The following is a 24,267-nucleotide window of genomic DNA, read 5'->3' on the forward strand; positions in this document are numbered from 1 at the left end:
ACAGCATGACAGAGTCCGCTGATCCGCAACTTTACATAGAAGTCGTCGATAAACCCAGGGAGCCTCAATCCCTGGAGGAAATCGGCCTTTCCGACGCAAATCTCCTCGACGCGCTATCCCAGTTCGACCTTTACGGCGTCTGGCGGCTCGAGTTGGAAACAGGCCTCCTTTACTGGTCACCTGACGTCTTCAAGATCCACGAGATGTCATACGCAAAGGGTCCTGTGGATTTGCGACGCGCTATCGAGGCGTACCATCCGGACGATCGGGAACTGGTTACCAGTTGCGTCGATCAGGCAGCGAAACGGAAGTCGGGGTTCCGGTTCGTGCTCCGCCTCAGGAGGCCTGGCGGCACCTATAAGCTCGTCAAGTCGAACGGGCGCTACCGGAAGCGCGCCGATGGCACCGAAGAGGTTTACGGGACCTTTTCCGAGTTTCAACCCCCGGTTCGAGCCGTCGCCTTCGACAAGTAATCGAAGGACTGTCCGGCCTCAGTCTTCTGTCTCCGTCACTTTCCCGGCGGGCTGTTTTTCGATTGTTGCGGGTTGCGGCTCCTCCGGGGGCCGCACATACACGCGGTGCGGATAGGGAATCTCGATGCCCTTCTCGTCGAAGACGCCCTTGACGATCTCGGTATAGGCGCGGCCAACTGCCCACTGCTGGCCGGGCCGCGTCTTTATGCGGGCACGAATGTTGACCGAGCTGTCGGCGAGAGCCACGACGCCCTGCATCTCGAACGGCCCGGAGATGGACGCACCGTGCTCGGTCGCCTTGAGCCGCTCGAATGCTTCTTCCATAGCCTCCTTCACTGCCGGAACGTGCTCCTTGTAGGCCACGCCGATTTCCGCCACGTGGTAGGCAAACCGTTTCATGAAGTTCGAGACAGTGTCGACCGCGCTGAACGGCACGATATGGTAGACGCCGTTCAGGTCACGCACACCGACTGATCGAATCGTCAGCTTTTCAACGGCGCCCGTCGTCCCTGCGACGGTCACGACATCGCCTTCATTGATCGCGTTTTCGAGCTGGATGAATATTCCGGTGATGATGTCCTGCACCAACTTCTGCGCTCCGAAGCCGATGGCCAGGCCGATAACGCCGGCGCCGGCCAGCAACGGCGCTATATCGATCCCGAGTTGCGAGAGTGCCATCATCGAACCGAACACGACGGCAACCACGCTGAAGGCGTTCTTGAACAGCGACAGCAAGGTACGCGTTCTGGCAGTCACGTTTTTGCCCGGAAGATCGAGCGTCAGGCGATTGTCGATCCACGAGACGACCAGAGCCCAAACGACGAGAACGCCCGCGATAATCAGGATCGCGCTCATGAACCGTCCCGACAAGTCAAGCGCCTGATCGCGCCCGAGGAGGGATTCGACGTCGATCGCGCGCCATGCGTCGAGAACGTAGATCATCGCGGCCAGCACGACGAAGACGGCAACGATTCTGAAGATCAACGGCATGAAGACGTTGAGCTTGCCGCCGAAGCCGGGCAGCGAATGCTCGAGCCAGGCAGGCGCAGCGATCCGGGCGCGGGCGGGGGTTCCGATAAAGCGGAACGCAAGCGCTACGAGGGCACCAGCGATGACGGTGCGCACCGTTGCGCCGCCGATCAGGTCCCCCATCAACGCCGGATAAACGACGGCGATCACGTAGCACACCGCGACATAAAAATAGGCAAGAGGCGGCCAGAGCTTCTGCCAGAGCGGAATGCGGTCACCGGCCTCCGCATCGGCGGGTTCCTGAGGCGGCGTACCCTCAGCCGGCTGCGCCAGGGCATCTTCGCGAATCATTCGCGACACCTGGCGGATCGCGAAAATTGCGAGGCCGGCGGCAAGTGTCACCACGATCAGGCGGAGCGACCTTCCGAACAGGAAAGTCGTCCACAAATTGGCGATCGGAACGGCAACCGTCAGGCCGTAGACCAGCAGACCGGCAATCAATGAGAGCCAGCGATAGGCGGTGGCCTGCACCGGCTGCGACAAATTGAGCAGGGCATGGTCCGGGCGCCGCGGCCGCACGAAGAGCCGAATGACGATGCCGACTGCGCCGGCAACCAGAAAGGCGTTGAGATAAAGCGACTGCTCCACGGTGATCAGTCCGCCGCCGAAGGCCGTGATCGCAATGACGTTGCCGGCCGCATAGGCGATCGCAAGCGCCAAGCCGTCAGCCAGAAGGTTGATCAGGACGGTCAGGGTCGCCCTTACCGCCCTGGTTTTCGCCCGGATCCATTTCTGCGGCTGGATCAGGCGCGCCAGGATGAAACTGGCGAGCCAGAAAACCAGTACGGTGGCGACGATCGTGCCGAGGAGCGGCAGCGCATTTTCATTCATGCGTCGGCGCTTTTCGTCCGGAAGCGTCGCAAAAAGCGTTTCGATTCCCCGCAGGTCACGCCAGACCTGCTGCACGCTGGCGTAAGCCCCTTGCACCATGCCGGTCGTCGCCTCGGCGACGGAACGCACCAGAGACGAATCCGCGGACTGGGTTGCAGCCTCCGGGCCGGATGCAGCCTGTTCCTCCGCCTGCAGTCCCTCCAGCCGCTCGATCAATTCGGCGCGTGCAGCGTCATCCTTGATGATGTCGACGAGGGTGTCGATCGCGCTTCCGACCTCGGGCGCGGTCTCCGCCGACACACCGTCGCTCGACGTAAACAGCGACTGCGCCGACGCAGGAACCATCGCCGCGGCGAGGCAAACCGAGAGAACCAGAACCAGGAAGCGGAAAGGAGGAGTCGTGGCCAGCATGAGATCCGTGTCGTCAGGAAATGTCCGGAGCCAGACCTAACCGATTATGCGCCCACAGCAACCTGTACCCCGCAGCGACCCGGCATCACAGAGGCGTTAACACAATTCCTAAACTTTTCGTTATTTTCCCCGCCCGCCTCTATATAGTGCAGCCTGACAGTCGGGTGTCCGGTGTTTCGCGCGGCGAACGCGCACTGCGTCGCCGCCGCTTTTCTGTCGCAAGCGGATGTATTAGTAGCGGGCAACAGGACACGAGCGCCGGATTGACTACACGTTACGCGACATTGCGACCGAGATCTCGGCGCCGCGAACAACTGAAGGTGCGCTTCGCGGCGACATTCGGTGTGCTGGCGCTCGCCAGCCTTTCGGTGGTTTGGGTCCCCGCACCCGCGGCCGCGCTGGAACTTTTCGGATTGTGCCTGTTTGGGAAGTGCACGCCGAAGGACGAAAGCGACGGGCTGATCGACCCCAAATCGTATGATCTGACGATGACCGTTCTGGTGAACGGCGCGGAAGACCGGGATCTCGAAAAGGCCGTCAAGAATGCATCGCTGTTGTGGCTGGAGCGAGAGAAACCCGCCGCCGGCTCAGCTGGACTGCTCACGCGCGCGAAGGCTGACTACAAGCGCATCCTTGCCGCGCTCTACAACGACGCGCGGTATTCCGGGGAGATCTCGATTACATGGCAGGGCCGCGAGGTGTCCGGCCTGCCGGCGGGAACCGACTTTCCAGAGAATGCGCAATTCGAGGTGCTGGTCAACGCAGAGGACCGCTTTGCGTTCGGGGTGGCCGACATCGTGAACCCGGCTCCGCCCTCCCTCGACCGGCGGGACCGGGTTGCGTCCCCGGCCGAGGAAGGTTTCCTCCCGGGTGAGCCCGCCTATGCGGGAACGGTCAAGCGCGCAGGCCGTCTTGCTGTCCGGGCGTGGCGGCAACAGGGCCATGCAAAGGCCGAAGTTACCGACCAGGCGATCACGGCGCGCCATAACGAGAAGCTTTTGAACGCGCGGCTTACCATCGCTCCGGGACCGCGCGCCGTTTATGGCCCCGTTAGCGTCTCCGGGACGAAGCGCATGCACGCGCCTTTCGTTGCCCGGCAGACGGGGCTGATTGAGGGTCAGGAGTACGATCCGGACGACGTGAAGCGCGCTGAAGAGCGCCTTCAGAGACTGGGCGTCTTCCGTTCGATCTCGCTGAAAGAGGACGAGGATATCGGGCCGGACGGTACCCTTCCCTTTTCGCTTACGGTCCAGGAGCGCAAGCTGCGCCGGATCGGCATCGGTGCGACCGTATCGACCATCGACGGCGTCGGCGCTGAAGCATTCTGGTTGCACCGCAACCTGTTCGGGCGCGCCGAACGTCTTCGCTTCGACGCCCGTGTTTCGGGGATCGGCGACACGATCGACTACAAGGAATTCGACTACTATCTCGGCTCGACCCTTACCCTGCCGGGCCGCTTCACGCCTGACACCGATGTAACGATCAAGACCTTCGCGGAACGCGAGGTGCTCGATCTCTATACCAAGAATCGGCTCGCGGGGTCCGTTTATGCGGAGCATTTCTACAGCGACGAGGTTACGCTTCGCGCGGGTAAATTCGTCAGTTATGGAGAATACGACGATGTCTTCGGCGTTCGCCGCTTCGGCGTTGTGGGAGGCGAGATCGGCGCGAGATATGACACACGCGACAACGAACTTGACCCGACGCGCGGCTTTCTGGTCGATCTGGCTGCCAAGCCCTTCTACGAATGGGAATTCGGAAACGCCATCGGCAAGGCCGAGGCCGAAGCGCGCATGTTTGTTGGTCTTGGCCCGGACGACCGCACGGTGCTCGCGGCGCGATTGAAGGTCGGTTCGATCGTCGGCGCGCCAATCGTGGAAATTCCTTCGGACGAACTGTTTCTTGCGGGCGGCGGCACCTCGGTTCGCGGCTATCCCTACCGGAGCATCGGGGTTCCGGCCCCTGGAGGCGGCATATCGGGCGGGCGGTCGCTGTTCGAGACATCGGCTGAAATCCGCCAGGGAATCACGAAGTCGATCGGGCTGGTCGGGTTCGTTGATGCGGCGCAGGTGGATGCCGGATCGATACCCGACTTTTCCGGCGACATCCGCGTCGGAGCAGGCCTTGGCGTTCGCTACAATACCGGCCTCGGGCCGATCCGCCTCGACGTGGCCGTGCCCCTCAACCGGCAGCCCGGCGATCCGGCCTTCGCGATCTACGCCGGAATTGGACAGGCATTCTGATGCGCGGTTTGCGAGCCCTTTCGCGTCTTTTTCTGATCGTGACCGCGTTCGTCTGTGCGGGCAGCGCCGCGCGCGCGCAGGAGGAAGAGGAGAAATCGCGGTTCATACGCTATGTCGAAGAGCAACTGTCGACGCCCACAAGACAGATCAGGCTGAACGGCATCCAGGGTACGCTGTCTTCCAATGTCTCCTTCGACAGCATCACGATCTCGGACGAGGATGGCGTCTGGCTGACCATCGTGGAACCAACGCTCGAGTGGCAGCGGCGTTCGCTTCTCGGCGGCAAACTCGACATACAGAGCCTGACGGCCGAGCGCATCGACTGGCCGCGCATGCCGGCGCGGGACGAAGCCGCTCCTGCGCCCGAGGCCTCCGGTTTCCAAATTCCCGAACTTCCGGTTTCCGTGGTGATCGAGGAATTGCGGATCACGGAAGCCGAATTCGGCCAGCCTGTCTTCGGCCTTGCCTCGGTGCTCTCGCTGGAGGGAAGCATCGCTCTCGAGGACGGGAACCTCGATGCCGGTCTCGACATCAGGCGTCTGGATGGTCCCGGAGGGCAAATGGCCCTAGGGGCGACCTATGACGGCGGAACGGAAACGCTGAATGTCGACTTTTCGCTGGATGAACCCGCCGATGGTGTCGTCGCTAATCTTCTCAACATTCCGGAACGTCCGCCGGTACGGCTCGCCATCAACGGCACGGGGCCAGTCAACGACCTGAACATCGAGCTTGCCTTTGACGTCGACGGAGAACGTATCGCCTCCGGCTCTCTCGAAATGAACGAGCCGCTGTTTTCCGACGACCTTCGCGCTGATCTGGTTCTGTCGGGGCCCATCCAGCGCATACTCCCAGAGCAGCATAGGGCGTTTTTCGGGGACGAGACGCGGCTTTCCGCGGACGTCACGCTCCGCAGCGGCGGCGGCATTGATCTGAGGAACCTCCAACTCGATTCCGGCGCGCTGGACATAACCGCGTCGGCTTCGACCCTCGATGACGGATTTCCGCGAGAGATCACTGCCGACATCAACCTGCTATCGCAGGACGGTCAGCCCGTCCGGCTCCCGCTTTCCGGAGAGCCGGTGACGATTGGCCGCGGCAATCTGAAGCTGCGATACGGAACCGAAACCTCGGACGGATGGCTGCTTACCGGTTATTTCGACGATGTGAACGCGCCGGATATCGCCATCGACAAGATTGAGATTGGCAGCGCGGGCGACGTGACCGGATTGCGGAGCCCGGACGAACGCGCCATTGACTATACGCTCGACGTGAAAGCCGAGGGGGTCCGCCCGGCCGATGAAGGCGTGGCGAAAGCCCTCGGCGAAACGCTGACGTTGGAAGCGAGGGGCGCCTGGCGCTCCGGCCAGCCCGTGAGACTCGACGAGGCGACAGTCGTCGCGGATGCGGTTCGCGTGCAAGCCAGCGGCACTCTCGCCGCCCTCACCTTCACCGGGACCGCCCGGGTCGAGGCGAGCGACCTGACCGCCTTTTCACTTATTGCAGACCGCGATCTGGCGGGATCGGCCTCGCTGGCAGTGAACGGAGACGCGGCGCTGGTGGGCGGGGCGTTCGATCTGGCTCTCGACGGCACGCTTTCCGATCCGAGCTTGGGTAACGAGACCGCTGACCGGCTGCTCGCCGGTACGAGCACGCTTTCAGGAAAGGCGGCGCGGTCCGACGAGGGCCTCCGATTCACTCGGTTGCATATTCTCAACGACCAGGCGCGGATCTCCGTCGACGGACTGTATGCGTCGACCGAAGCAAACCTTCGCGCGAACGCCGACATCTTCAGCATTTCTGTATTGCAGCCGGAAGCGACCGGCAGCCTCGCCCTTACCGCCGCGATCGACAAGCCAGCGGGCTCGCGGCGCGACGCGCCTCTCGACGTCACGGCAGAACTGACACTGAAGGACGCCCGGCTGCAGGCGCGCTCGGTGCCGCGCGCGAGTGTCTCGTTCGACGGCAAGATCAGTGGTCCGGAGATTACCGGCCAGATATCGGGCGCAGGCTCGGTTGGCGGTGAAACGATCGACATTTCCGGCACATTCAGGAAGGAGGAAGCCCGACTCGTTCTGGACGGGTTCCTCGCGCGTGTGGGCCTGAGCAGGCTGGACGGCGATATCGCTTGGGAAGATGGGCTGGCCGAGGGCGAACTGTCGATTTCGTCCAATGACATATCGGGCCTCGCCGCCCTGGCGCTGATTGACGCCGAAGGCTCCGTGAACGGCGATGTGAAGCTGGCAAGCACAAACGGCAAGCAGGATGTGGTCGCCGACCTTCTCGTACTCAACGCGCGCTTCAACCAGTATCGCATCGGCGAAGCCGATATCGACGCGACACTTGTCGACGTTAGAGGAACGCCCGTTATAGATGCCACGGTCACAGGTAATCATATCAAGGCAGCGGGCGTTCTCATCGAGCGGATCGTCGCGAGTGCGAATACTTCGGGCGCGGTCACCAATTTCGACGCCGACGCAACTCTGCAGAATGGCACGTTGGTGGAAACGACCGGCAATATCGAGACAACCCGGGACGGTTTCGACGCGCAGATTCAGCAGTTGTCGGTGCAGTCACGCTACGGCGATATCCGCCTGCTGGGGCCGGCGTCGATTAGCAATGCGGATGGTGTCACGCGTATCGAGAGTTTCAGCGCCGATGTCGCAGGCGGGCGGATAGCGGCTTCGGGCACGGTGGGAGAAACACTCGATATTCAGGCGAACATCGATGCACTGCCGCTATCGGTCGCCAACAGTTTCCGCCCCGATGTCGGCCTCGCCGGCACCCTGTCGGGCACATTCAATACGCGTGGAACGCCGGGCAATCCGCGCGTTGCCTTCGATGCGCGCGCCACATCGGTGAGCGCGGCGGCGCTGGAATCGGCAGGGATCGCGCCTATCGATGCGACCGCATCCGGGGAATATGGCAATGGAACGGTGCAACTCTCCTCCTTCAACGCCAGCAATAGCCAGAACCTGGATTTTTCAGGCGCCGGTACAATCCCGCTTTCAGGGTCGGGCCTTGCGCTCAGGATAAGCGGCACGGCGCCGCTCACTTTTGCCGAACGTTTCCTGGCCGGCCGGGGCACCAGCCTTGGCGGCACGCTGAGGATCGACGCCTCGGTCACCGGCAGCCTTTCGTCTCCGAATGCCGATGGCCTGTTTTCGCTTTCCGGCGCATCGATTACCGACCCCCTCTCAAACCTTCGGCTGACTCAGGTGGGCGGCGTTGCCGGTCTGCGCGGCGACACAATCTCGATCAATTCGCTGTCCGCACAGCTGGCCGGTGGCGGGGCGATCACGGTCGGCGGAACAGTCGGCATTGGAGGCGGTTTGCCGGCAAATCTCCGGATCACCCTTCGCGACGCGGTCTACAGTGACGGGGAACTCGTCCGCACCCGGCTCTCCGGCGACCTCGCAATTTCCGGCGAGCTGGCGAACGGACCGCTGATTTCGGGACGGGTCGACCTTGAGGAAACCGAGATAACGCTGCCCGAGACCCTGGCAGGCGATGCGGACCTTCTGCCGATCGACCACGTCAATCCGGACAGGGATACGCTTGCCACCCTGAGGCGTATCGAGGCGGCTCTTCCCAAGGGCGGCAGCGGCGCCCCGCGGGCTCCCGTGCGCCTGGATGTCACCGTGAACTCGCCAAACCGGATTTTCGTGCGCGGACGAGGTGTGGATGCCGAATTCGGCGGCAGGGTCCGTGTGACTGGTCCGCTGACGGCGCTTCAGCCCGTGGGCTCGTTCAACCTGATCCGCGGGCGGCTGGCGATCCTCAGCAAGAGACTGGAACTGACCGAGGGACGTATAACGCTTACCGGATCGCTCGATCCGCTGATCGATCTGGTCGCACAGGTGCAGGGTGACGACATCGTCGCTTCGATCCGGCTGAGCGGGCGGGCATCGGATCTCAGTCTCGACCTGTCAGCCTCGCCCGAACTGCCGGAGGACGAGATCCTGGCTCGCATCCTTTTCGGAGAGAGTATTACGAACCTCTCCCCTCTGCAGATCGCAAACCTCGCGACCGCGGTCGCCTCGCTTGCCGGCGGGGGAAGCGGCGCTGGTCTGGCCGGGCAAATCCGGGAAGGTATCGGCGTCGATGATCTGGACGTGGTGCAGGACAGCGACGGGAATGTCGCGATACGCGCCGGCAAGTACATTCAGGACAACGTCTATCTCGACGTCCAGGCCGGCAGCACAGGCGCTGAAGCCTCCATCAACCTGGACATTACCGATAGCCTTACCGCCAAGGGAACGGTCGATACCCAAGGCGATTCAAAACTGGGCGTATTCTTCGAGAAAGATTACTGACTCTCGATGCGGTTTACCTAAGTTTAACCACATCGGAAGCCCGCGGGTCGTAGCCGGAACGTCTTCCCCTGCGTCAACGTTGACCATATGTCCCGGCTCATGAGGAGACGGTAAGATGGAGATGTTGGATCTTCTGCTGATAGCCGCAATGGTCGCCTTCACCTTGATCGCGATCGCGAACGGAATGTCCTATCTGCGGCCCTCGCAGCGAGCGCCCCGCGGGTCGCGCGCCATCGATGTCCCGAGAGAGGGAAAGAAAACGGGAAAAGGCGGTCCAAAGAGAACGGGCGTCCCGCCGCGTTCAGGTCACCGCAGCCTTCCGGCGAAATTCCGGCCGGTCCCAGGCCCCCGAGCCGATAATGTCGGCGAGCGCGGCTGCCGCATTTTCCACGTCCTGGATCGAAATATATAATGGCGCGAAGCCGAACCGCATCACGTCCGGGGCGCGGAAGTCGCCGATCACGCCCCGCTCGATCAGCGCCTGCATGATCGCATATCCTTCCGGGTGCCGGAACGAGACCTGTGATCCGCGCCTCTGCGCGTCGCGCGGACTGGCGAGTTCTACGCTTGGACACTGACGTTCCACCGCCTCGATAAAACGATCGCATAGTTCGATCGAACGCGCGCGGACAGCATTCATGTCAATGCCGTCCCAAATCTTCAAAGCTTCCTCCAGGATCGACATCTGGATCACCGGCGGGGTGCCGACGCGCATCCGGTCGATGCCGACGCCCGGCCGGTAGTCGCGGTCGAAAGCAAAAGGCGCCTCGTGGCCGAGCCAGCCCGACAGGATCGGTTCAATGCCTTCCACATGGTCCGGACGGACATAGATGAAGGCGGGCGCCCCCGGACCACCGTTCAGGTATTTATAGGTGCAGCCGGTCGCGAAATCGGCGTTGCAACCCTGCAGATCGACCGGCAGCGCGCCAGCCGAGTGCGCCAGGTCCCAGATCGCGACCGCCCCCATTTCGTGCGCCTTCGCCGTGAGCGCGGCCATGTCGTGCAGGCGGCCGGTGCGGTAATCCACCTCGGTCAGCATCACCGCCGCCACGCTCTCGTCGATCGCCTCGGCGACGGCCTCCGGTTCGACAACCTTGAGCACATGCCCGCGTCCGAGCGAGCGGATCAGCCCGTCCGCCATATAGAGATCGGTCGGGAAATTGCCGCTGTCGGAGATCACGACCGAGCGGCCGGGCCGCATTTCGAGCGCCGCCGAGAGCGCCTGAAAGACCTTGATCGACAACGTGTCGCCCATCACGACCGTGCCGTCCGCGGCGCCTATCAGCCGGGCGATCCGGTCGCCGATCCGGCGCGGCTGCTCCATCCATCCGGCCGCGTTCCAGCCGCGGATCAGCAGTTCGCCCCATTCGGCGGAAATCGTCTCGGCGGCGCGTGCGGCGGCCTTCACCGGCAGGGGGCCGAGCGAGTTCCCGTCGAGATAGGTCACGCCCTCGGGCAGATGGAATTGCGCGCGCGTGCGGGAAAAGATGTCCATGGATGCGATCAGGCCCGAATGGTGGTTGTCTTGATGCGATCCATGCCCAGCGCCGACAGCGCCGTGCGGACGATGCCGGACTTGTCGAGGCCGGCAAGTTCATACATGCGGGCGGGGCTGGCCTGATCGACAAAGGCGTCCGGCATCACCAGCGGCCGCACGCGCAGTCCGCCGTCGAGCAGGCCGTTCGTCGCCAGGAACTGCATGACATGCGAACCGAAGCCGCCGACCGAGCCTTCCTCGATGGTGATCAGCACCTCGTGCTCGCGCGCCAGCAGTGCGATCAGATTCCCGTCCAGCGGCTTGGCGAAGCGCGCATCGGCAACCGTCGTCGACAGGCCGTAGCCTTCGAGTTCCTCTGCGGCGAGCATGGCGTCGTTGAGCCTCGTGCCGAGCGAGAGCAGCGCGACCTTTGAGCCCTCGCGGACGATCCGCCCCTTGCCGATCTCCAGGATCTCGCCGCGTTCGGGCAGATCCACGCCGACACCCTCCCCGCGGGGATAGCGGAAGGCGAGCGGACCTTCGTCATAGACGGCGGCGGTGCGAACCATGTGCCTCAGTTCGGCCTCGTCGGCGGCCGCCATGACCACGAAGCCCGGCAGGCATGCGAGATAGGCGATGTCGAACGAGCCGGCATGGGTCGCGCCGTCGGCGCCGACGAACCCGGCCCGATCGATCGGGAACCGGACCGGCAACTTCTGGATCGCGACATCGTGGATAACCTGGTCGTAGCCGCGCTGAAGAAATGTCGAATAGATCGCGGCGAACGGTTTCATGCCGTCGGCGGCAAGACCGGCGGCGAATGTCACCGCATGCTGCTCGGCGATGCCGACATCGTAGGTTCGATCAGGGAAGACCTGCTGGAAGATGTCGACCCCGGTGCCCGAGGGCATTGCCGCCGTTATTGCGACGATCCTGTCGTCGTCTCGTGCCTCCTGCACCAGCGACTGGCCGAAAACCTTGGTGTAGGTCGGCGCATTCGGTTTCGGTTTGGCCTGCGCGCCGGTGATGACGTCGAACTTGGCGACGCCATGATACTTGTCGGCGGCCTCTTCGGCGGGGGCGTACCCCTTGCCCTTCTGGGTCACGCAATGGATCAGGACCGGGCCGGAAATGTTGTCGCGCACATTGCGCAGGACCGCCAGCAGCGTAGGCAGGTCATGGCCGTCGATCGGCCCGATGTGGTAAAAACCGAGTTCCTCGAACAGGGTCCCGCCAGTGACGAAGCCGCGCGCATGCTCGACCGCCCGGGTGATCGCCCGGTCCATCCGCTTGCCGAGATAGGCCGTCAGCTTCTTGCCGAACTCGCGGAAGCCCATATAGGCCCGGCCCGAGGCCAGCCGCGCCAGATACGCGCTCATGGCGCCGGTCGGCTGATCGATCGACATGTCGTTGTCGTTGAGGATGACGATCTGGCGCGCTTCGCGCGAACCGGCGTTGTTCAGCGCCTCATAGGCCATGCCCGCCGACATCGAGCCGTCACCGATCACCGAGATCACCTGACGCTCGACTCCCTGCAGCCGAGCCGCCTCGACCATGCCCAGCCCGGCGGAGATAGACGTGGAGGAATGCGCCGCGCCGAACGGATCGAATTCGCTTTCGGCGCGCTTGGTGAAGCCGGAAAGCCCATTCTCCTGGCGCAGCGTGCGAATGCGGTCGCGCCGTCCGGTCAGGATCTTGTGCGGGTAGCACTGGTGTCCGACATCCCAGATCAGCCGGTCATGGGGCGTATTGAATACGTGATGGATGGCGATCGTCAGTTCGACCACACCCAGGCCAGCGCCAAGGTGCCCGCCGGTCCGCGAAACAGCGTCGATCATCTCCGCACGCAGTTCCTCGGCAAGAACGGGAAGCTGCCGGTCCTCGATCGCGCGCAGCTTCGAGAGATCGGTGACCGTGTCCAGTAGCGGCGTATTGGGTGTGTACGTACTCAATGGCTATGTCCATGTTCGGCACCGGCATAGCCGAAATCGCCGGGCAATCACAAGCACGGCGTTTTCTCCCCTCAAGACGGTGGGGAAGCTCAGCCCGACAAAGCATCCTGCCGCGACCGCAACTTCGCGATCAGCGATCCGTCTGCGGGTTTCGCGTTGTCCCATGTCAGCAGGTCACCCTTTGCGATGGCCTTCACTGCGGTTCCGTTCTCGAGCAATCCGCAAGGCACGGCACGTCTTGAACGCGCTTCCGCGACGGTCATGGTCCATGAGCGATAGTCGTAGAGGCCGATGGCGCCCAACTTCTCGCCGGCCGCTATGTCGCGTTTCGCGACGGCGCAAACCTCCGCGACGGGCTTGGGCAACGGCGCCATGTCGCGGCGTCCGTGCAGGACGATACGCGCGGCGGTCAACGGCACTTCCAGCGAGGTCAGATGGTAGGGCCGGTGAAAAGTGAAATACGGCCCCTCCCCCATTTTCAGGTCGGCCATGCGCTCATGAATGCGCGGATGTTCCGCTTTGATGACGGCGAACACGCCCGGCGAAACGCCCTTGCCGATGGTGTAATCGACGCAACCGGGCTTGGAGAGCACGCCGCCGTCTTCTTCGGGAATGAGCACCGAGGAAAGCTGATCGACCGTCGCGCTCGGCCCGTGCATCCCCGGTATATCGGGAACGAGGCCCGTCGCATTGGCGATCGCCGCCATTTCGACCATCGTCTTGGAGCCCTCGACGAATTCCACCAGCATGCGCACATTCATGTTGCGCCGGTCGGCCTCTTCCTGAAAATCGTCCGGAACCGCGTCGAAATTGAGCGGGTTGTTCTTGCCCTTTCCCGCGGAAACGACCGAATGCCCCATCGCGGTCAGGAACTCGATCAGTTCCATGCAGGCGGACGGCTCGTCGCCGGCGCCAAGCGAATAGACAACGCCGGCCTTGTCCGCCTCGTATTTGAGATAGGGACCGATGCAAACGTCGCACTCGACGTTCATCATGACGAGATGCTTTCCGTGCCGGATCGCCCGCATGCCGATGTCGGCACCCGCTTCCGGCACCCCCGTCGCATCGATCACGACATCGATCAAACCGTGCGACAAGCCGAGATCGAGATCGTTCGTCACGGCGATCTTGCCGCTTTCGATAGCCGCCGACATCTCGTCGTGGGTCGAGACCTCCCGCGTCCGGCCCGGCTCGCCATAGGCCAACGCGGCCCCCGCCGCCGCCCTGCCGGGCGTCCGCTCGACGACCGCTCCCACGCGCACACCGTCCATCTGTGCCACCTGCGTGAAAATGTCGGTTCCCATCTCGCCGGTTCCGACAAGACCTATGCGGATGGGTTTGCCCTGAAGCTCGCGCTCGCGCAGCTCAGCGGCTAGTCCGGTCAGGGCGACATTGGGTGGTGAAATTGGCATCTGATCTCTGAGTGGTGCGGAGCATCGGTGCCGCGCGCCCGGTTTCTCCGCCAAAGCGCAGCCGAACGCAACACCTGTCCCGGTTTACACCGGACTGAAAATCCACGAAACGAAAGTCATCGCCTTCCACTCAACAGCGGTTCCGAATTTGCTCACCATCCTGCCGCCAGTCATTGCAGCCCTCGCGAGCCTGTTGCTGTGCCTCGCTGTGCGCTCGGGGAAGCTCGCCTTTTTTCCGGTCGCGCAGGTCAATGCACGCAGCCTGCACGATGTTCCCGTCCGCACATCGGCCGGCCTTGCCATCATCGCCGCGACCATTGCCGCATGGTTCGTTTCCGTGTTGCTTGGCGGAGAAGCGGACCTCTTCGCGGTGATGACAGGCGCTGCCGTCATGGCGCTGACCGGACTGGCCGATGACATAAAGGGGCTATCAGCCAGGTTCCGGTTGGCAGTACAGATCCTTGTAATCGCAGCGCTTTTGGCGTCTGCTTACCGATACCAGACATGGCTTCCATGGGCGGCCCTGCCGGTCATCCTCGTCGCAATCCTCTGGTTCGTGAACCTCTTCAACTTCATCGATGGTTCTGACGGACTTGCCGCCAGCCAGACGATTTTCGGTGTCTTTCCGCTGGTCGCGGCGGGTGCGGCGGGTCATGTCGAGGCCGGCGCGGAAGTTGGAACAACGCTCGTCGCCCTGATGTTCGCGGCGGCGGCCTTTCTGATCTTCAACTGGCCGCGCGCGTCGCTGTTCATGGGCGATTCCGGGAGCCTCGCCATTCCCGTTCTGCTCGCCGGCACGGCATTGTTTTCGCCGGATCCCGCCATGTCCGGCCTTCTCCTGGCCGTGGGCTTCGCGCCTTCGGTGGCCGACGCCACGCTGACGCTTGCGATCCGCTTCCTGGCGGGCGAGCGCTGGTGGGCGGCGCACCGGACCCATGCCTACCAGTTGGCGGCCCGCAAGACCGGCACTCATCTCACCCCGCTCGTCGCGTTCTGGCTCGCCGGTCTCCTTTGGCTCGCACCGCTCGGATGGCTCGCGGCAACAGGTGCGCTCAGCCCGTTCGCGGCGCTGGCCGGCGCGTATCTGCCGGCGATCGCGGTATCGGCGATCGTGCAATGGAAACTGCGCCGGGCGATCGCCGCCTGACCGGAGTCGGGCTCAAAGGTCGAGCGAACGGACAAGTTCCGCCAGTTCCTGGCGTGTCTCGTCGCTTTTCAGCGCCAGCATGACGTTGGCCTCGAGGAAACCTGCCTTGGAGCCGCAATCAAAGGTGCGGCCGGTAAACGCGACCCCGAAAAACGGATCGGTTTTCATCATGCCCAGCATCGCGTCGGTCAACTGGATTTCTCCGCCCGCGCCCGTCGACTGGTTGGCCAGCAGGTCCATGATCCTGGGCTGAAGGATATAACGGCCGTTGATGTAGAGGTTCGACGGCGCAGTGCCGGGAGCCGGTTTCTCGACCATGTCGGTGATCTCGAAGGCCGCCCCCTTTTCCGCGCCGGTGGCGACGATGCCGTAATTGTGCGCCATGTCCGGCGTCGTTTCCTGCACCGCGATAATGTTTCCACCGACCGCTTCGTAGGCGTCCATCATCTGCTTCAGGCAGCCAGGCTTTCCGTCCATGACCATATCGGGGAGCAAGACTGCGAATGGTTCGTCGCCGACAATGTCGCGCGCGCACCACACGGCGTGGCCGAGGCCGAGCGGCTTCTGCTGGCGGGTAAACGAGATCTGGCCCGCGTCCGGCTGGTCACGCTCCAGTTGAGCGAGGGCCTCCTCCTTGCCACGTTCGCGAAGCGTGGCATCCAGTTCGAACTGGAAGTCGAAATGATCCTCGATCAGTCCCTTGCCGCGCCCTGTCACGAACACGACGTGCTCGATCCCCGCCTCGAAAGCCTCATCGACGGCATACTGGACCACCGGGCGGTCGACCACCGTCAGCATTTCCTTGGGCATCGCCTTGGTGGCGGGAAGAAACCGCGTTCCGAGACCTGCGACAGGGATGACGGCTTTACGGACGCGTTGGGACATGACGAAGTGTTTCTCCTTGCGGTAGGGTGTTGTCTATCACCGAAGCAAACTAGACACGCCAACCCAAAGTTCCATTAACACGGGAGACGATGAAAGGCGTCACAACCACGGCCTTGTGTCCCAGGGCTCCCTGACGCTTGTATTCGGGCGTACTCTTCAATAGTTGCCACATGGACGGCCATATATCCCTTCAAGCGCGGTTGATGCGCAGACCGCGATACGAACCCAACGGACACGGCTTCTCGAGATCACTATGAGCAAGTTCGTAATCGGCGATATCGTGGATGTGACGCTTGCCGCCGGCGACGCAGCAATGGAAATCTACGGGCGCGATCACGAAGTCGCGCTCAAGGAGGATGCTTCACCGGTGACGGAGGCGGACCTGTCCGTCGACCGCATCCTCGTTTCCGCTCTTGGCGAGCGCTTTCCCGCAATACCCGTCATCACCGAAGAGAGGATCTCCACTCAGGTAGCGGCGTCCGGAGACGGACCATTCTTTCTCGTCGATCCTATCGACGGGACGAAGGAATTCATCCTCGGTACGGGAGAGTTCACCATCAACATCGCGCTGATCGAGAACCGGACGCCCACTGCCGGAATCGTCTACGCACCCGCCGTCGACAGGCTTTTTGTCGGCCAGATCGGCTCGGGGGCGCGCGAACTCTCGCGAACCGGCCGGAGACGCGATATCCGGGTCCGCCAATGCAGCGGGTCGATGACGGCCATAGCCAGCCGCTCGCACCTCACGCCGGAGACGAAAGCGTTCATTTCAGCAAATAAAATCGAGCATTGCGTGAACGCCGGTTCGTCGCTGAAATTTTGCCTTGTCGCGGCTGGCGAGGCGGACATTTATCCCCGCCTCGGGCCCACGATGGAATGGGATACTGCCGCCGGTCACGCGGTTCTCGCTGCATCGGGCGGACAGGTTTTGACTTGCGAAGGCGCGCCGCTTAGCTACGGCAAACCCGAATTCAGGAATCCTTTCTTTATCGCTTCCTCGCTGACTGCAACCTATTCGATCCCCGCGCCTGGCAAGAGAGCCTGATCCCGGAAAACGGGTGCGCCGGGCCAGCGATCTCCCGGAGACACCTTTTACATGAAATCCCTCACTCATCTGCAGAGACTTGAGGCCGAGAGCATCCACATCATGCGGGAGGTCGCCGCCGAGGCCGAAAATCCCGTCATGCTCTATTCGGTGGGTAAGGATTCCGCCGTCATGCTGCACCTGGCCATGAAGGCGTTCTATCCGTCCAAACCGCCCTTCCCTCTACTCCACGTGGACACCACCTGGAAGTTCCGCGAGATGATCAGCTTCCGCGACCAGGTGGCGGAGCGCTACGGCCTCAAGCTTCTTGTTCACATCAACGAGGACGGCATTCGGCAGGGCATCGGCCCGTTCAGCCACGGATCGGCGCTGCACACCGACGTGATGAAGACCCAGTCTCTCAAACAGGCTCTGGAAAAATACAAGTTCGATGTCGCCTTCGGCGGCGCGCGGCGCGACGAGGAGAAATCCCGCGCCAAGGAGCGCGTCTTCTCGTTCCGGACGAGCGATCATCGCTGGGATCCGAAGAACCAGCGGCCGGAACTCTGGCGGCTCTACAACGCCCGCAAGAGCAAGGGCGAGTCGATCCGGGTTTTCCCGCTGTCGAACTGGACCGAGCTGGATATCTGGCAATACATCCATCTGGAGAAGATCGATATCGTGCCGCTTTACTTCGCGGCCAAACGTCCCGTCGTCGAGCGCGACGGCGCGCTGATCATGGTGGATGACGACCGGATGCCGCTTCGCAACGGCGAAGTGCCGGAAGAACGGATGGTCCGCTTTCGCACGCTCGGCTGCTACCCGTTGACCGGCGGCGTCGAGAGCCATGCGGCCACCCTGCCCGACATCATCCAGGAGATGCTGCTCACTACGACGTCTGAACGGCAGGGGCGGGTCATCGACCACGACCAGTCGGCGTCGATGGAGAAGAAGAAGCAGGAAGGCTATTTCTGATGGCACACAAATCCGACCTCATCGCCAGCGACATCGATGCCTATCTGAAAGCCCAGGAAGACAAGTCGCTGCTGCGTTTCATCACCTGCGGCAGCGTCGATGACGGAAAATCGACGCTGATCGGCCGCCTGCTATACGAATCCAAGCTGATCTTCGAGGATCAGTTGAGCGCCCTGGAAGCCGATTCCAGGAAGATGGGCACGCAGGGCGACAAGATCGACTTCGCCCTTCTCGTCGACGGACTTGCTTCGGAACGCGAACAGGGCATCACGATCGACGTGGCTTACCGGTTCTTTTCCACCGACAAGCGCAAGTTCATCGTCGCCGACACGCCGGGGCACGAGCAATACACCCGCAATATGGCGACCGGGGCTTCGTCCGCCGATCTCGCGATCATTCTGATCGATGCGCGCAAGGGCATCCTGACCCAGACGCGGCGCCATTCCTTCATTGTCTCGACGCTCGGCATCAAGAATGTCGTTCTGGCGGTCAACAAGATGGATCTTGTCCACTACTCGCAGCAGGTCTTCAGCGACATCGAGATCGCCTATCGCGCCTTTGCCAGGGAGCTCGGCGGCATCGAGCACATCACCGCCATTCCGATGTCCGCGCTGGAGGGCGACAACATCGTCGAGCGCAGCGAACGGATGGACTGGTACAACGGCCCGGTGCTGATGGAGCATCTGGAAACCGTCGCCGTGCGCGATGACAGCCAGGCCAAGCCCTTCCGCATGCCGGTGCAATGGGTGAACCGCCCGAATCTAGACTTTCGCGGCTTTTCCGGCTTTATCACCAGCGGAAAAATCGCGCCCGGCGACCGCATCAAGGTTCTGCCCTCCGCTAAGGAAAGCACGGTTGCGCGGATCGTCACCATGGATGGCGATCTCTCCCAGGCGGCAAGCGGTCAGTCGGTCACGCTGACGCTCAAGGACGAAATTGACGTTTCGCGCGGCGACACGATTTGCAGCGCTGGCAACCCCGCCGAAGTGGCGAACCAGTTCGAGACCACATTGCTCTGGATGGCCGACGAGCCGATGTTTCCCGGCCGCCCCTATGTGATGAAAATCGGCACCTCGACCGTCAATGCCACCATCACCCGGCCGAAATACCGCATCAACGTCAACACGCTCGGTCACGAAGCCGCAAACGACCTGGATCTGAATGAGGTCGGTGTATGCAACATCTCGACCGATCGTCCGATTGCATTCGATCCCTATTCCGAGAACCATGACACCGGCGCGTTCATCCTGATCGACAAGATCACCAACGGTACGGTTGGGATGGGCACGATCCATTTTGCCTTGCGCCGGTCGTCAAACGTTCACTGGCAGGCCCTCGAGGTCGACCGGTCTGCGCGCGCCGCGATTAAGGGGCAGAGACCGGTGGTGTTGTGGTTCACCGGGCTCTCCGGATCGGGCAAGTCCACCATCGCCAACATTGTCGACAAGAAGCTGATCGCCGTCGGCGCCCACACCATGATGCTCGATGGGGACAACGTCCGGCACGGACTGAACAAGGATCTGGGCTTTACCGATGCCGACCGCGTGGAGAATATCCGGCGCGTGGCGGAGGTGGCAAAACTGATGACCGACGCTGGCCTTATCACACTGGTGTCATTCATTTCGCCCTTCCGGGCCGAACGACGCCTGGCGCGCGACCTCATGGCGGATGATGAGTTTCTGACGATCTTCGTCGATACGCCCCTGGCGGTTGCCGAGCAACGCGATGCCAAGGGCCTCTACAAAAAGGCCCGCGCGGGCCAGATCAAGAATTTCACCGGCATTGATTCCCCTTACGAACCACCGGAAAACCCGGAAATCCGTATCGATACCACGACGACATCGGCCAGTGAGGCGGCGGACGAGATATTGAGGGAACTGACACGCCGCGGCATTGTCAGCACATGACGAAAGGCCGCCGTTGTTCAGCGGCGGCCTTGGCCCTTCACCGGCAGTACGGCGACATTTCCCATCGCCACAAGGTCCGGGTACTGGTGCTTGTGAAAGTCCTCGATCAGGGCGAAGAGGAGCGCGCGCAACTCCGATGGCGTTGCCTTCGGAAGCGCTTCCATCAGTTGCGCGACAATCTCGTCGATTCGCAGGTGGGCCTTGGTAAACCGCTTGGCCTTCATGATCTTGGGATGCTCGGTCGGAGTGGCCGAAGCGACGTCGTACAGCAATTGTTCCGTGAGCTTCTCCCCGCTGCGCATTCCGATCTCCTTGATCTCGATGTCGCCTCCGGGATCTTCCTCGGTCTTCGGCCGGAGACCGGCCAGCCCGATCATGTTGCGGGCGAGTTCATATATCGATACCGGCTCGCCCATATCGAGCAGAAAGGTTTCGCCACCCTTTGACAATGCGGCGGCCTGGACAATGAGCTCGGCGGCTTCAGAGATCGCCATGAAGTATCGCATCATGTTGCGATCGGTCACGGTAACGGGGCCACCAGCTTCGATCTGCTGCTTGAACAGAGGAACCACGGAGCCGCTGGATCCGACCACGTTGCCGAAGCGAACGGCCAGAAACACCTGACCAGTTCCGTTTGCCGCGGCGAACTCCGCGAACTTGCGCACCAGCAATTCGCTCAGGCGTTTGGTCGCACCCATGACGCTCGTGGGATTGACTGCCTTATCGGACGATATGAGAACGAATTGCCTCACCCCGGATTCGTAGGCCAGTCTGGCAAGCACTTCGGTTCCGCAAACATTGTTGCGGATGCCCTCGGCAATGTTTTGCTCTACCAGATCCACGTGCTTGTAGGCCGCCGCATGCAGGACGAGGTCGATAGAATTGTCACGGAACAGCGATTCGACCAGCATTTCATCGGATACGGAACCGAGCACGGGGTGGAGCGGGTAGGCGCTTTGCGATGAGTTCAGGGTCTGAAGGATGCGAAAGAGGGCAAACTCGTTGTTGTCGACGAGGAACACCTCTCGTGGATGATAGGCATCGACCAGACGCGCCAAATGGCTTCCAATCGAACCGCCCGCCCCGGTGATCACCAGCCGCTTGCCGCGTACCACTTTCTCCAGCAGCGCCACGTCGGGAGGAACTGTCGAACGCCCCAGCAACTCGCCAATATCGAAATCACGCAAGCTGCCAACGTCGTAACGCCCTGCAGCGATGTCCGAAATCGAAGGCAGAACCCGCACCTTCACCGGCATCCGGCCCAGATACGAACCGATTTCCAGCTTCTTGGCGCCCGAAACCGATGGAAGGCTCAGAATGATTTCCTCAACGCCGAGATTGAGGATCAGCGTCTCGATATGGTCGCGCGGGAAGACCCGAAGGCCGGCAACGTCGCGGCCATGCAGCTCGGGATTGTCATCGATGAAACCGAGCAGCTTGGTGCGTCCGTCCGATTGAAGCGCCGCAGCAAGCTGGGTGCCTGCCTGACCTGCCCCATAGATCAGGGTTCTCCGGCCCTCGGCGCCATCGTCGGTTGAAAACAGGAGCCATTTCATGGAAAACCGGCTCACGAGAACGATCATGAAACCCAGCAGCCAGTAGAGTATCGGCACCGAACGCGGAACACCGGTGCCGCCGTAGCTGGCGGAAAAAAACGCAACGGCCGTCCAGACCAGTGCTGCGATCGTCATCGCCTTGATGATCGTCCACAAGATGCGCTCGGGCAAATACCGCATGACCGCCCGGTACAACCCGAGGCGGATGAAGACCGGAATCGCGGTCAGCGGTGCGGCAAGAAGCGAGGCCAGCTGTCCGGCATTGAAAACGTAGTCGAAGCCAAGCCGAAGCTTGAATGCGACCGCCGCGGCGAGCGTCAATGCTATAACGTCGAAGAAGACCTGGAGCGCCTGCTTCTCTCCGCGCGACAACTGCGCGGAGATCGCCCGGGCAAGTTTCCTGCTCTTCAGGAAGAGAGGCTGTGTCATGCGCAACCCGATCACCTGCCGCCCGCCCGTGATCTCAACCCGCTGATCTGCGCCTTGAATGCAATAGCTGTCATACTAACCGATTCTCTTGGCAGGAAGCGCAGAGCATTTCCAATCACGGATTATCTCGTCTGCTGGCTCAAGTTGAGAACGGACTTATCCACACGATTAGTTAAGCGCATTTCGGGCTTTGGCTGAGTATGATGCCGGAAATGACTTCAACCGGCTCTAAAACCCTTCCAACGGTGGGCTGAACGGAACGATTTGACTGTCTCTTACGATCGACAGTTCGTATATTCTTTCGACGTCCCCATTCTGGCGAAACCGGAACCTGCCGGTCGAACCCAGGAAACCTGCCTGATTTGTGACCGCCTGGGGGGTCAGCGCCTGAGGGCCGCCGCTGCGAACGATACCCGCAGCAACCGCCACGAAGTCATATCCCATCAGCGCCGACAGGCTGGGATCCTTGCCGTATTTGGCGCGATACGGGGCTGCGACGAACTCGCGGTTCGCCAGGTCGATTGTCGCGATGAGCGCGCCGTTCAGCGGCTCGGCGCGGACCAGTCCCTCATCCCATGAAAGATTTCCGACAATTGCCTTGTCTCTGGTCTTGCTCGTGCCCACCGATTCGACGATGCGAGCAATCTTGCTGTCGTTTCCGGCAAATGCCAAAACCGATGCCTCGCGAACACCTTTTGCAGCTCGTTTGGCGATCTGAACGGATGTCTGCGATTGAGAATAGCTGATCGTCCCTACCGGGGCGAGTTCGCCGATGCGAGCCGCAAGCTTTTCCGCATCCCGCCCCTGGCCTTCCGGTACGAAGAGCACCACCGAACCAGGTTTGGAGGCGAGGGCGAAACGCACGCCGTAAACCAGGCTGTCGGCGACGGACGGGCGAAACGGGAACGGCGCACCTCCCATGTTGGAATCCGAAGGGCCAAAAGCCAGCACCGGGAAGGCGCGCTTTTCGACTTTGTTCAGGTGTGCTGAATCGCCGAGCACGCCCATCAGTTTCGTATCCTGCTTTGTAGCCGCGCTCACTGCGGCGGCCACGGGTGCATCGTCGGCGGCCAGATCATAGACAGCCAGAGTCAGCGCCCCGCCGCCCAGGTCCTCTATTGCAAGCTCAGCGCCACGGCGTATGTCGGTTCCCTCGCCCTCACCAACGAGCGGCACCGCCAGCGCGATGCGCGAACTTCCCTCCCCGATCAACTCCGGCTGCGGCAAACCGGCTGCCGCCTCCTCGATTGAAAGGGCATCGAGCGGAGCGGAAGTTTGACACCCCGAAGCGGCAAGAAGAACTGCAATGACAGGCCAGCATAGGTTCCGGATGGGCATTGGAAAGATCACAAGATAATTTTCGGCGATTACATATTGCTGTGGCCCGAATGGCCCGGTCAATCGAACAGTTTCTTTCTCTGTTCGATTGCGTGGCGCGCCACGCGAACAGTCGCCGTCTTCAGGCATTTCCGGTAGCCGGGGCCGGCCACAAAACTTCGAGTGACGCAAACCTGATAGGCTTCGACTTTTCGGGAAGACTCAACTCTCATCTTTGGCGAGGCAGTCGACACGGGTGTTGAAAAACCGAATGTCGCCTTGGGAACAATGCCCGTGACGCCAAAACCCTCACGCTTGAGAATCGCCCTGGCCTTTTTGCAGTAGTTGACGGAGCGGACGGAAAATCGGGTCTCGCGGTGTCCGGCCCGATACTTCATCACCGTCGCGCAAAGGTCGCCTCCCGTGAGCCGATAGGCCTGTGCGAGATAACGCACACCGAGTTCAATGTTCTTTTTCGGATCTGCTAGGTCATCGAGGGTGCCGGAAAAACCAAGCATGGCCGCTGTCGGAGGCATGATCTGCATCAGGCCGACCTCACCCGCCGCGCCACGCGAGTTGGGGTTGAAATTGCTTTCTATTTCCATCACCGCGTGGGCAATGTGCGCAGGAAGGCCATCCTGTCGGGCGAAATCCTCCGCCATGCTCTTGTAGGTGGAAACACTGGATGCAGCTTCGGATGTGCCCTGCCCGGTGTCGACCGGCGTTTTCGAAACAGGGGCGTCCGGGCGGGGCGGTACCTCAAGCGCAACCAAAGCCATGTCCAGAGTATCCGCGTGGCCGCTCAGTGACGACAGGGCGAGGGCCAGAGTTCCGGCGAGCAGGGCCGACGGGAAAAAGACAAGCAGTTTGCGCCTTGCCGCCATCA

15 protein-coding genes are annotated in these 24,267 nt (G+C 62.0%); 7 read left to right on the forward strand and 8 right to left on the reverse strand.

What is annotated here, in order from left to right; translation table 11 throughout:
• Window positions 1-5 precede the first annotated feature (5 nt).
• A complete protein-coding gene (locus tag LC298_RS07255) occupies window positions 6-473 on the forward strand; it encodes a PAS domain-containing protein (RefSeq protein ID WP_131567710.1) in 468 nt (155 codons plus the stop codon).
• Window positions 474-491: 18 nt separating this feature from the next.
• Here LC298_RS07255 and LC298_RS07260 read toward each other — a convergent pair whose 3' ends face one another.
• On the reverse strand, window positions 492-2,744 hold the full coding sequence (locus tag LC298_RS07260) for a mechanosensitive ion channel domain-containing protein (protein ID WP_131567709.1): 2,253 nt from the start codon (window positions 2,742-2,744) through the stop codon (window positions 492-494).
• Between the two features lie 263 nt (window positions 2,745-3,007).
• Between LC298_RS07260 and LC298_RS07265 the strand changes: the two genes are divergently transcribed.
• Window positions 3,008-4,987: an autotransporter assembly complex protein TamA gene (locus tag LC298_RS07265; RefSeq protein WP_428977541.1), complete on the forward strand. Its 1,980-nt coding sequence runs from the start codon at window positions 3,008-3,010 to the stop codon at window positions 4,985-4,987.
• The gene (locus tag LC298_RS07270; RefSeq protein ID WP_131567706.1) at window positions 4,987-9,300 is read left to right on the forward strand and encodes a translocation/assembly module TamB domain-containing protein; all 4,314 of its coding nucleotides are present in this window, start codon (window positions 4,987-4,989) and stop codon (window positions 9,298-9,300) included. Before LC298_RS07265 ends, LC298_RS07270 begins: the two co-directional genes overlap by 1 nt.
• Window positions 9,301-9,601: 301 nt before the next feature.
• Here the strand turns inward: LC298_RS07270 and kynU are convergent, their stop codons facing one another.
• From kynU to LC298_RS07285, 3 genes are all read right to left on the reverse strand, one after another.
• Window positions 9,602-10,795: a kynureninase gene (gene kynU, locus LC298_RS07275; protein WP_131567704.1), complete on the reverse strand. Its 1,194-nt coding sequence runs from the start codon at window positions 10,793-10,795 to the stop codon at window positions 9,602-9,604.
• 8 nt (window positions 10,796-10,803) lie between these two features.
• Window positions 10,804-12,729 carry a 1-deoxy-D-xylulose-5-phosphate synthase gene (gene dxs / locus LC298_RS07280; protein ID WP_131567702.1) on the reverse strand — a complete coding sequence of 642 codons (1,926 nt, stop codon included), beginning with the start codon at window positions 12,727-12,729 and terminating at the stop codon, window positions 10,804-10,806.
• A gap of 89 nt (window positions 12,730-12,818) precedes the next feature.
• Window positions 12,819-14,141: an NAD(P)H-dependent oxidoreductase gene (locus LC298_RS07285; RefSeq protein WP_131567700.1), complete on the reverse strand. Its 1,323-nt coding sequence runs from the start codon at window positions 14,139-14,141 to the stop codon at window positions 12,819-12,821.
• Between the two features lie 148 nt (window positions 14,142-14,289).
• Here LC298_RS07285 and LC298_RS07290 point away from each other — a divergent pair, with 148 nt between their 5' ends.
• Entirely contained in the window at window positions 14,290-15,288 is a 999-nt protein-coding gene (locus tag LC298_RS07290) for an MraY family glycosyltransferase (RefSeq protein ID WP_131567699.1), read from the forward strand.
• 12 nt (window positions 15,289-15,300) lie between these two features.
• Here the strand turns inward: LC298_RS07290 and galU are convergent, their stop codons facing one another.
• On the reverse strand, window positions 15,301-16,173 hold the full coding sequence (gene galU, locus LC298_RS07295) for a UTP--glucose-1-phosphate uridylyltransferase GalU (RefSeq protein ID WP_131567697.1): 873 nt from the start codon (window positions 16,171-16,173) through the stop codon (window positions 15,301-15,303).
• A 253-nt stretch (window positions 16,174-16,426) separates the two neighbouring features.
• On the opposite strand from galU, the gene cysQ reads away from it, so the two are divergent.
• From cysQ to cysN, 3 genes are read left to right on the forward strand one after another with little or no spacing between them, the layout of a single operon-like run.
• Window positions 16,427-17,218, forward strand: coding sequence for a 3'(2'),5'-bisphosphate nucleotidase CysQ (gene cysQ / locus LC298_RS07300; RefSeq protein ID WP_131567696.1), 792 nt, complete (start codon window positions 16,427-16,429; stop codon window positions 17,216-17,218).
• A 51-nt stretch (window positions 17,219-17,269) separates the two neighbouring features.
• Window positions 17,270-18,172, forward strand: a complete 903-nt coding sequence (cysD, locus tag LC298_RS07305; RefSeq protein ID WP_131567694.1) for a sulfate adenylyltransferase subunit CysD — start codon at window positions 17,270-17,272, stop codon at window positions 18,170-18,172.
• On the forward strand, window positions 18,172-20,079 hold the full coding sequence (gene cysN / locus LC298_RS07310; protein WP_131567692.1) for a sulfate adenylyltransferase subunit CysN: 1,908 nt from the start codon (window positions 18,172-18,174) through the stop codon (window positions 20,077-20,079). The genes cysD and cysN overlap by 1 nt, the downstream gene beginning before the upstream one ends.
• Before the next feature lie 17 nt (window positions 20,080-20,096).
• Here cysN and LC298_RS07315 read toward each other — a convergent pair whose 3' ends face one another.
• The 3 genes from LC298_RS07315 to LC298_RS07325 form a co-directional block, all read right to left on the reverse strand.
• Complete coding sequence (locus LC298_RS07315) at window positions 20,097-22,064, reverse strand: polysaccharide biosynthesis protein (protein WP_131567690.1); 1,968 nt, start codon at window positions 22,062-22,064, stop codon at window positions 20,097-20,099.
• A 228-nt stretch (window positions 22,065-22,292) separates the two neighbouring features.
• Window positions 22,293-23,402: a type 1 periplasmic-binding domain-containing protein gene (locus LC298_RS07320; RefSeq protein ID WP_131567689.1), complete on the reverse strand. Its 1,110-nt coding sequence runs from the start codon at window positions 23,400-23,402 to the stop codon at window positions 22,293-22,295.
• A 59-nt stretch (window positions 23,403-23,461) separates the two neighbouring features.
• Window positions 23,462-24,265 carry a lytic transglycosylase domain-containing protein gene (locus LC298_RS07325; RefSeq protein ID WP_223385577.1) on the reverse strand — a complete coding sequence of 268 codons (804 nt, stop codon included), beginning with the start codon at window positions 24,263-24,265 and terminating at the stop codon, window positions 23,462-23,464.
• Window positions 24,266-24,267 lie beyond the last annotated feature (2 nt).

This window comes from Oricola cellulosilytica, from assembly GCF_019966575.1.
In the GTDB taxonomy this organism is placed as follows: domain Bacteria; phylum Pseudomonadota; class Alphaproteobacteria; order Rhizobiales; family Rhizobiaceae; genus Oricola; species Oricola cellulosilytica.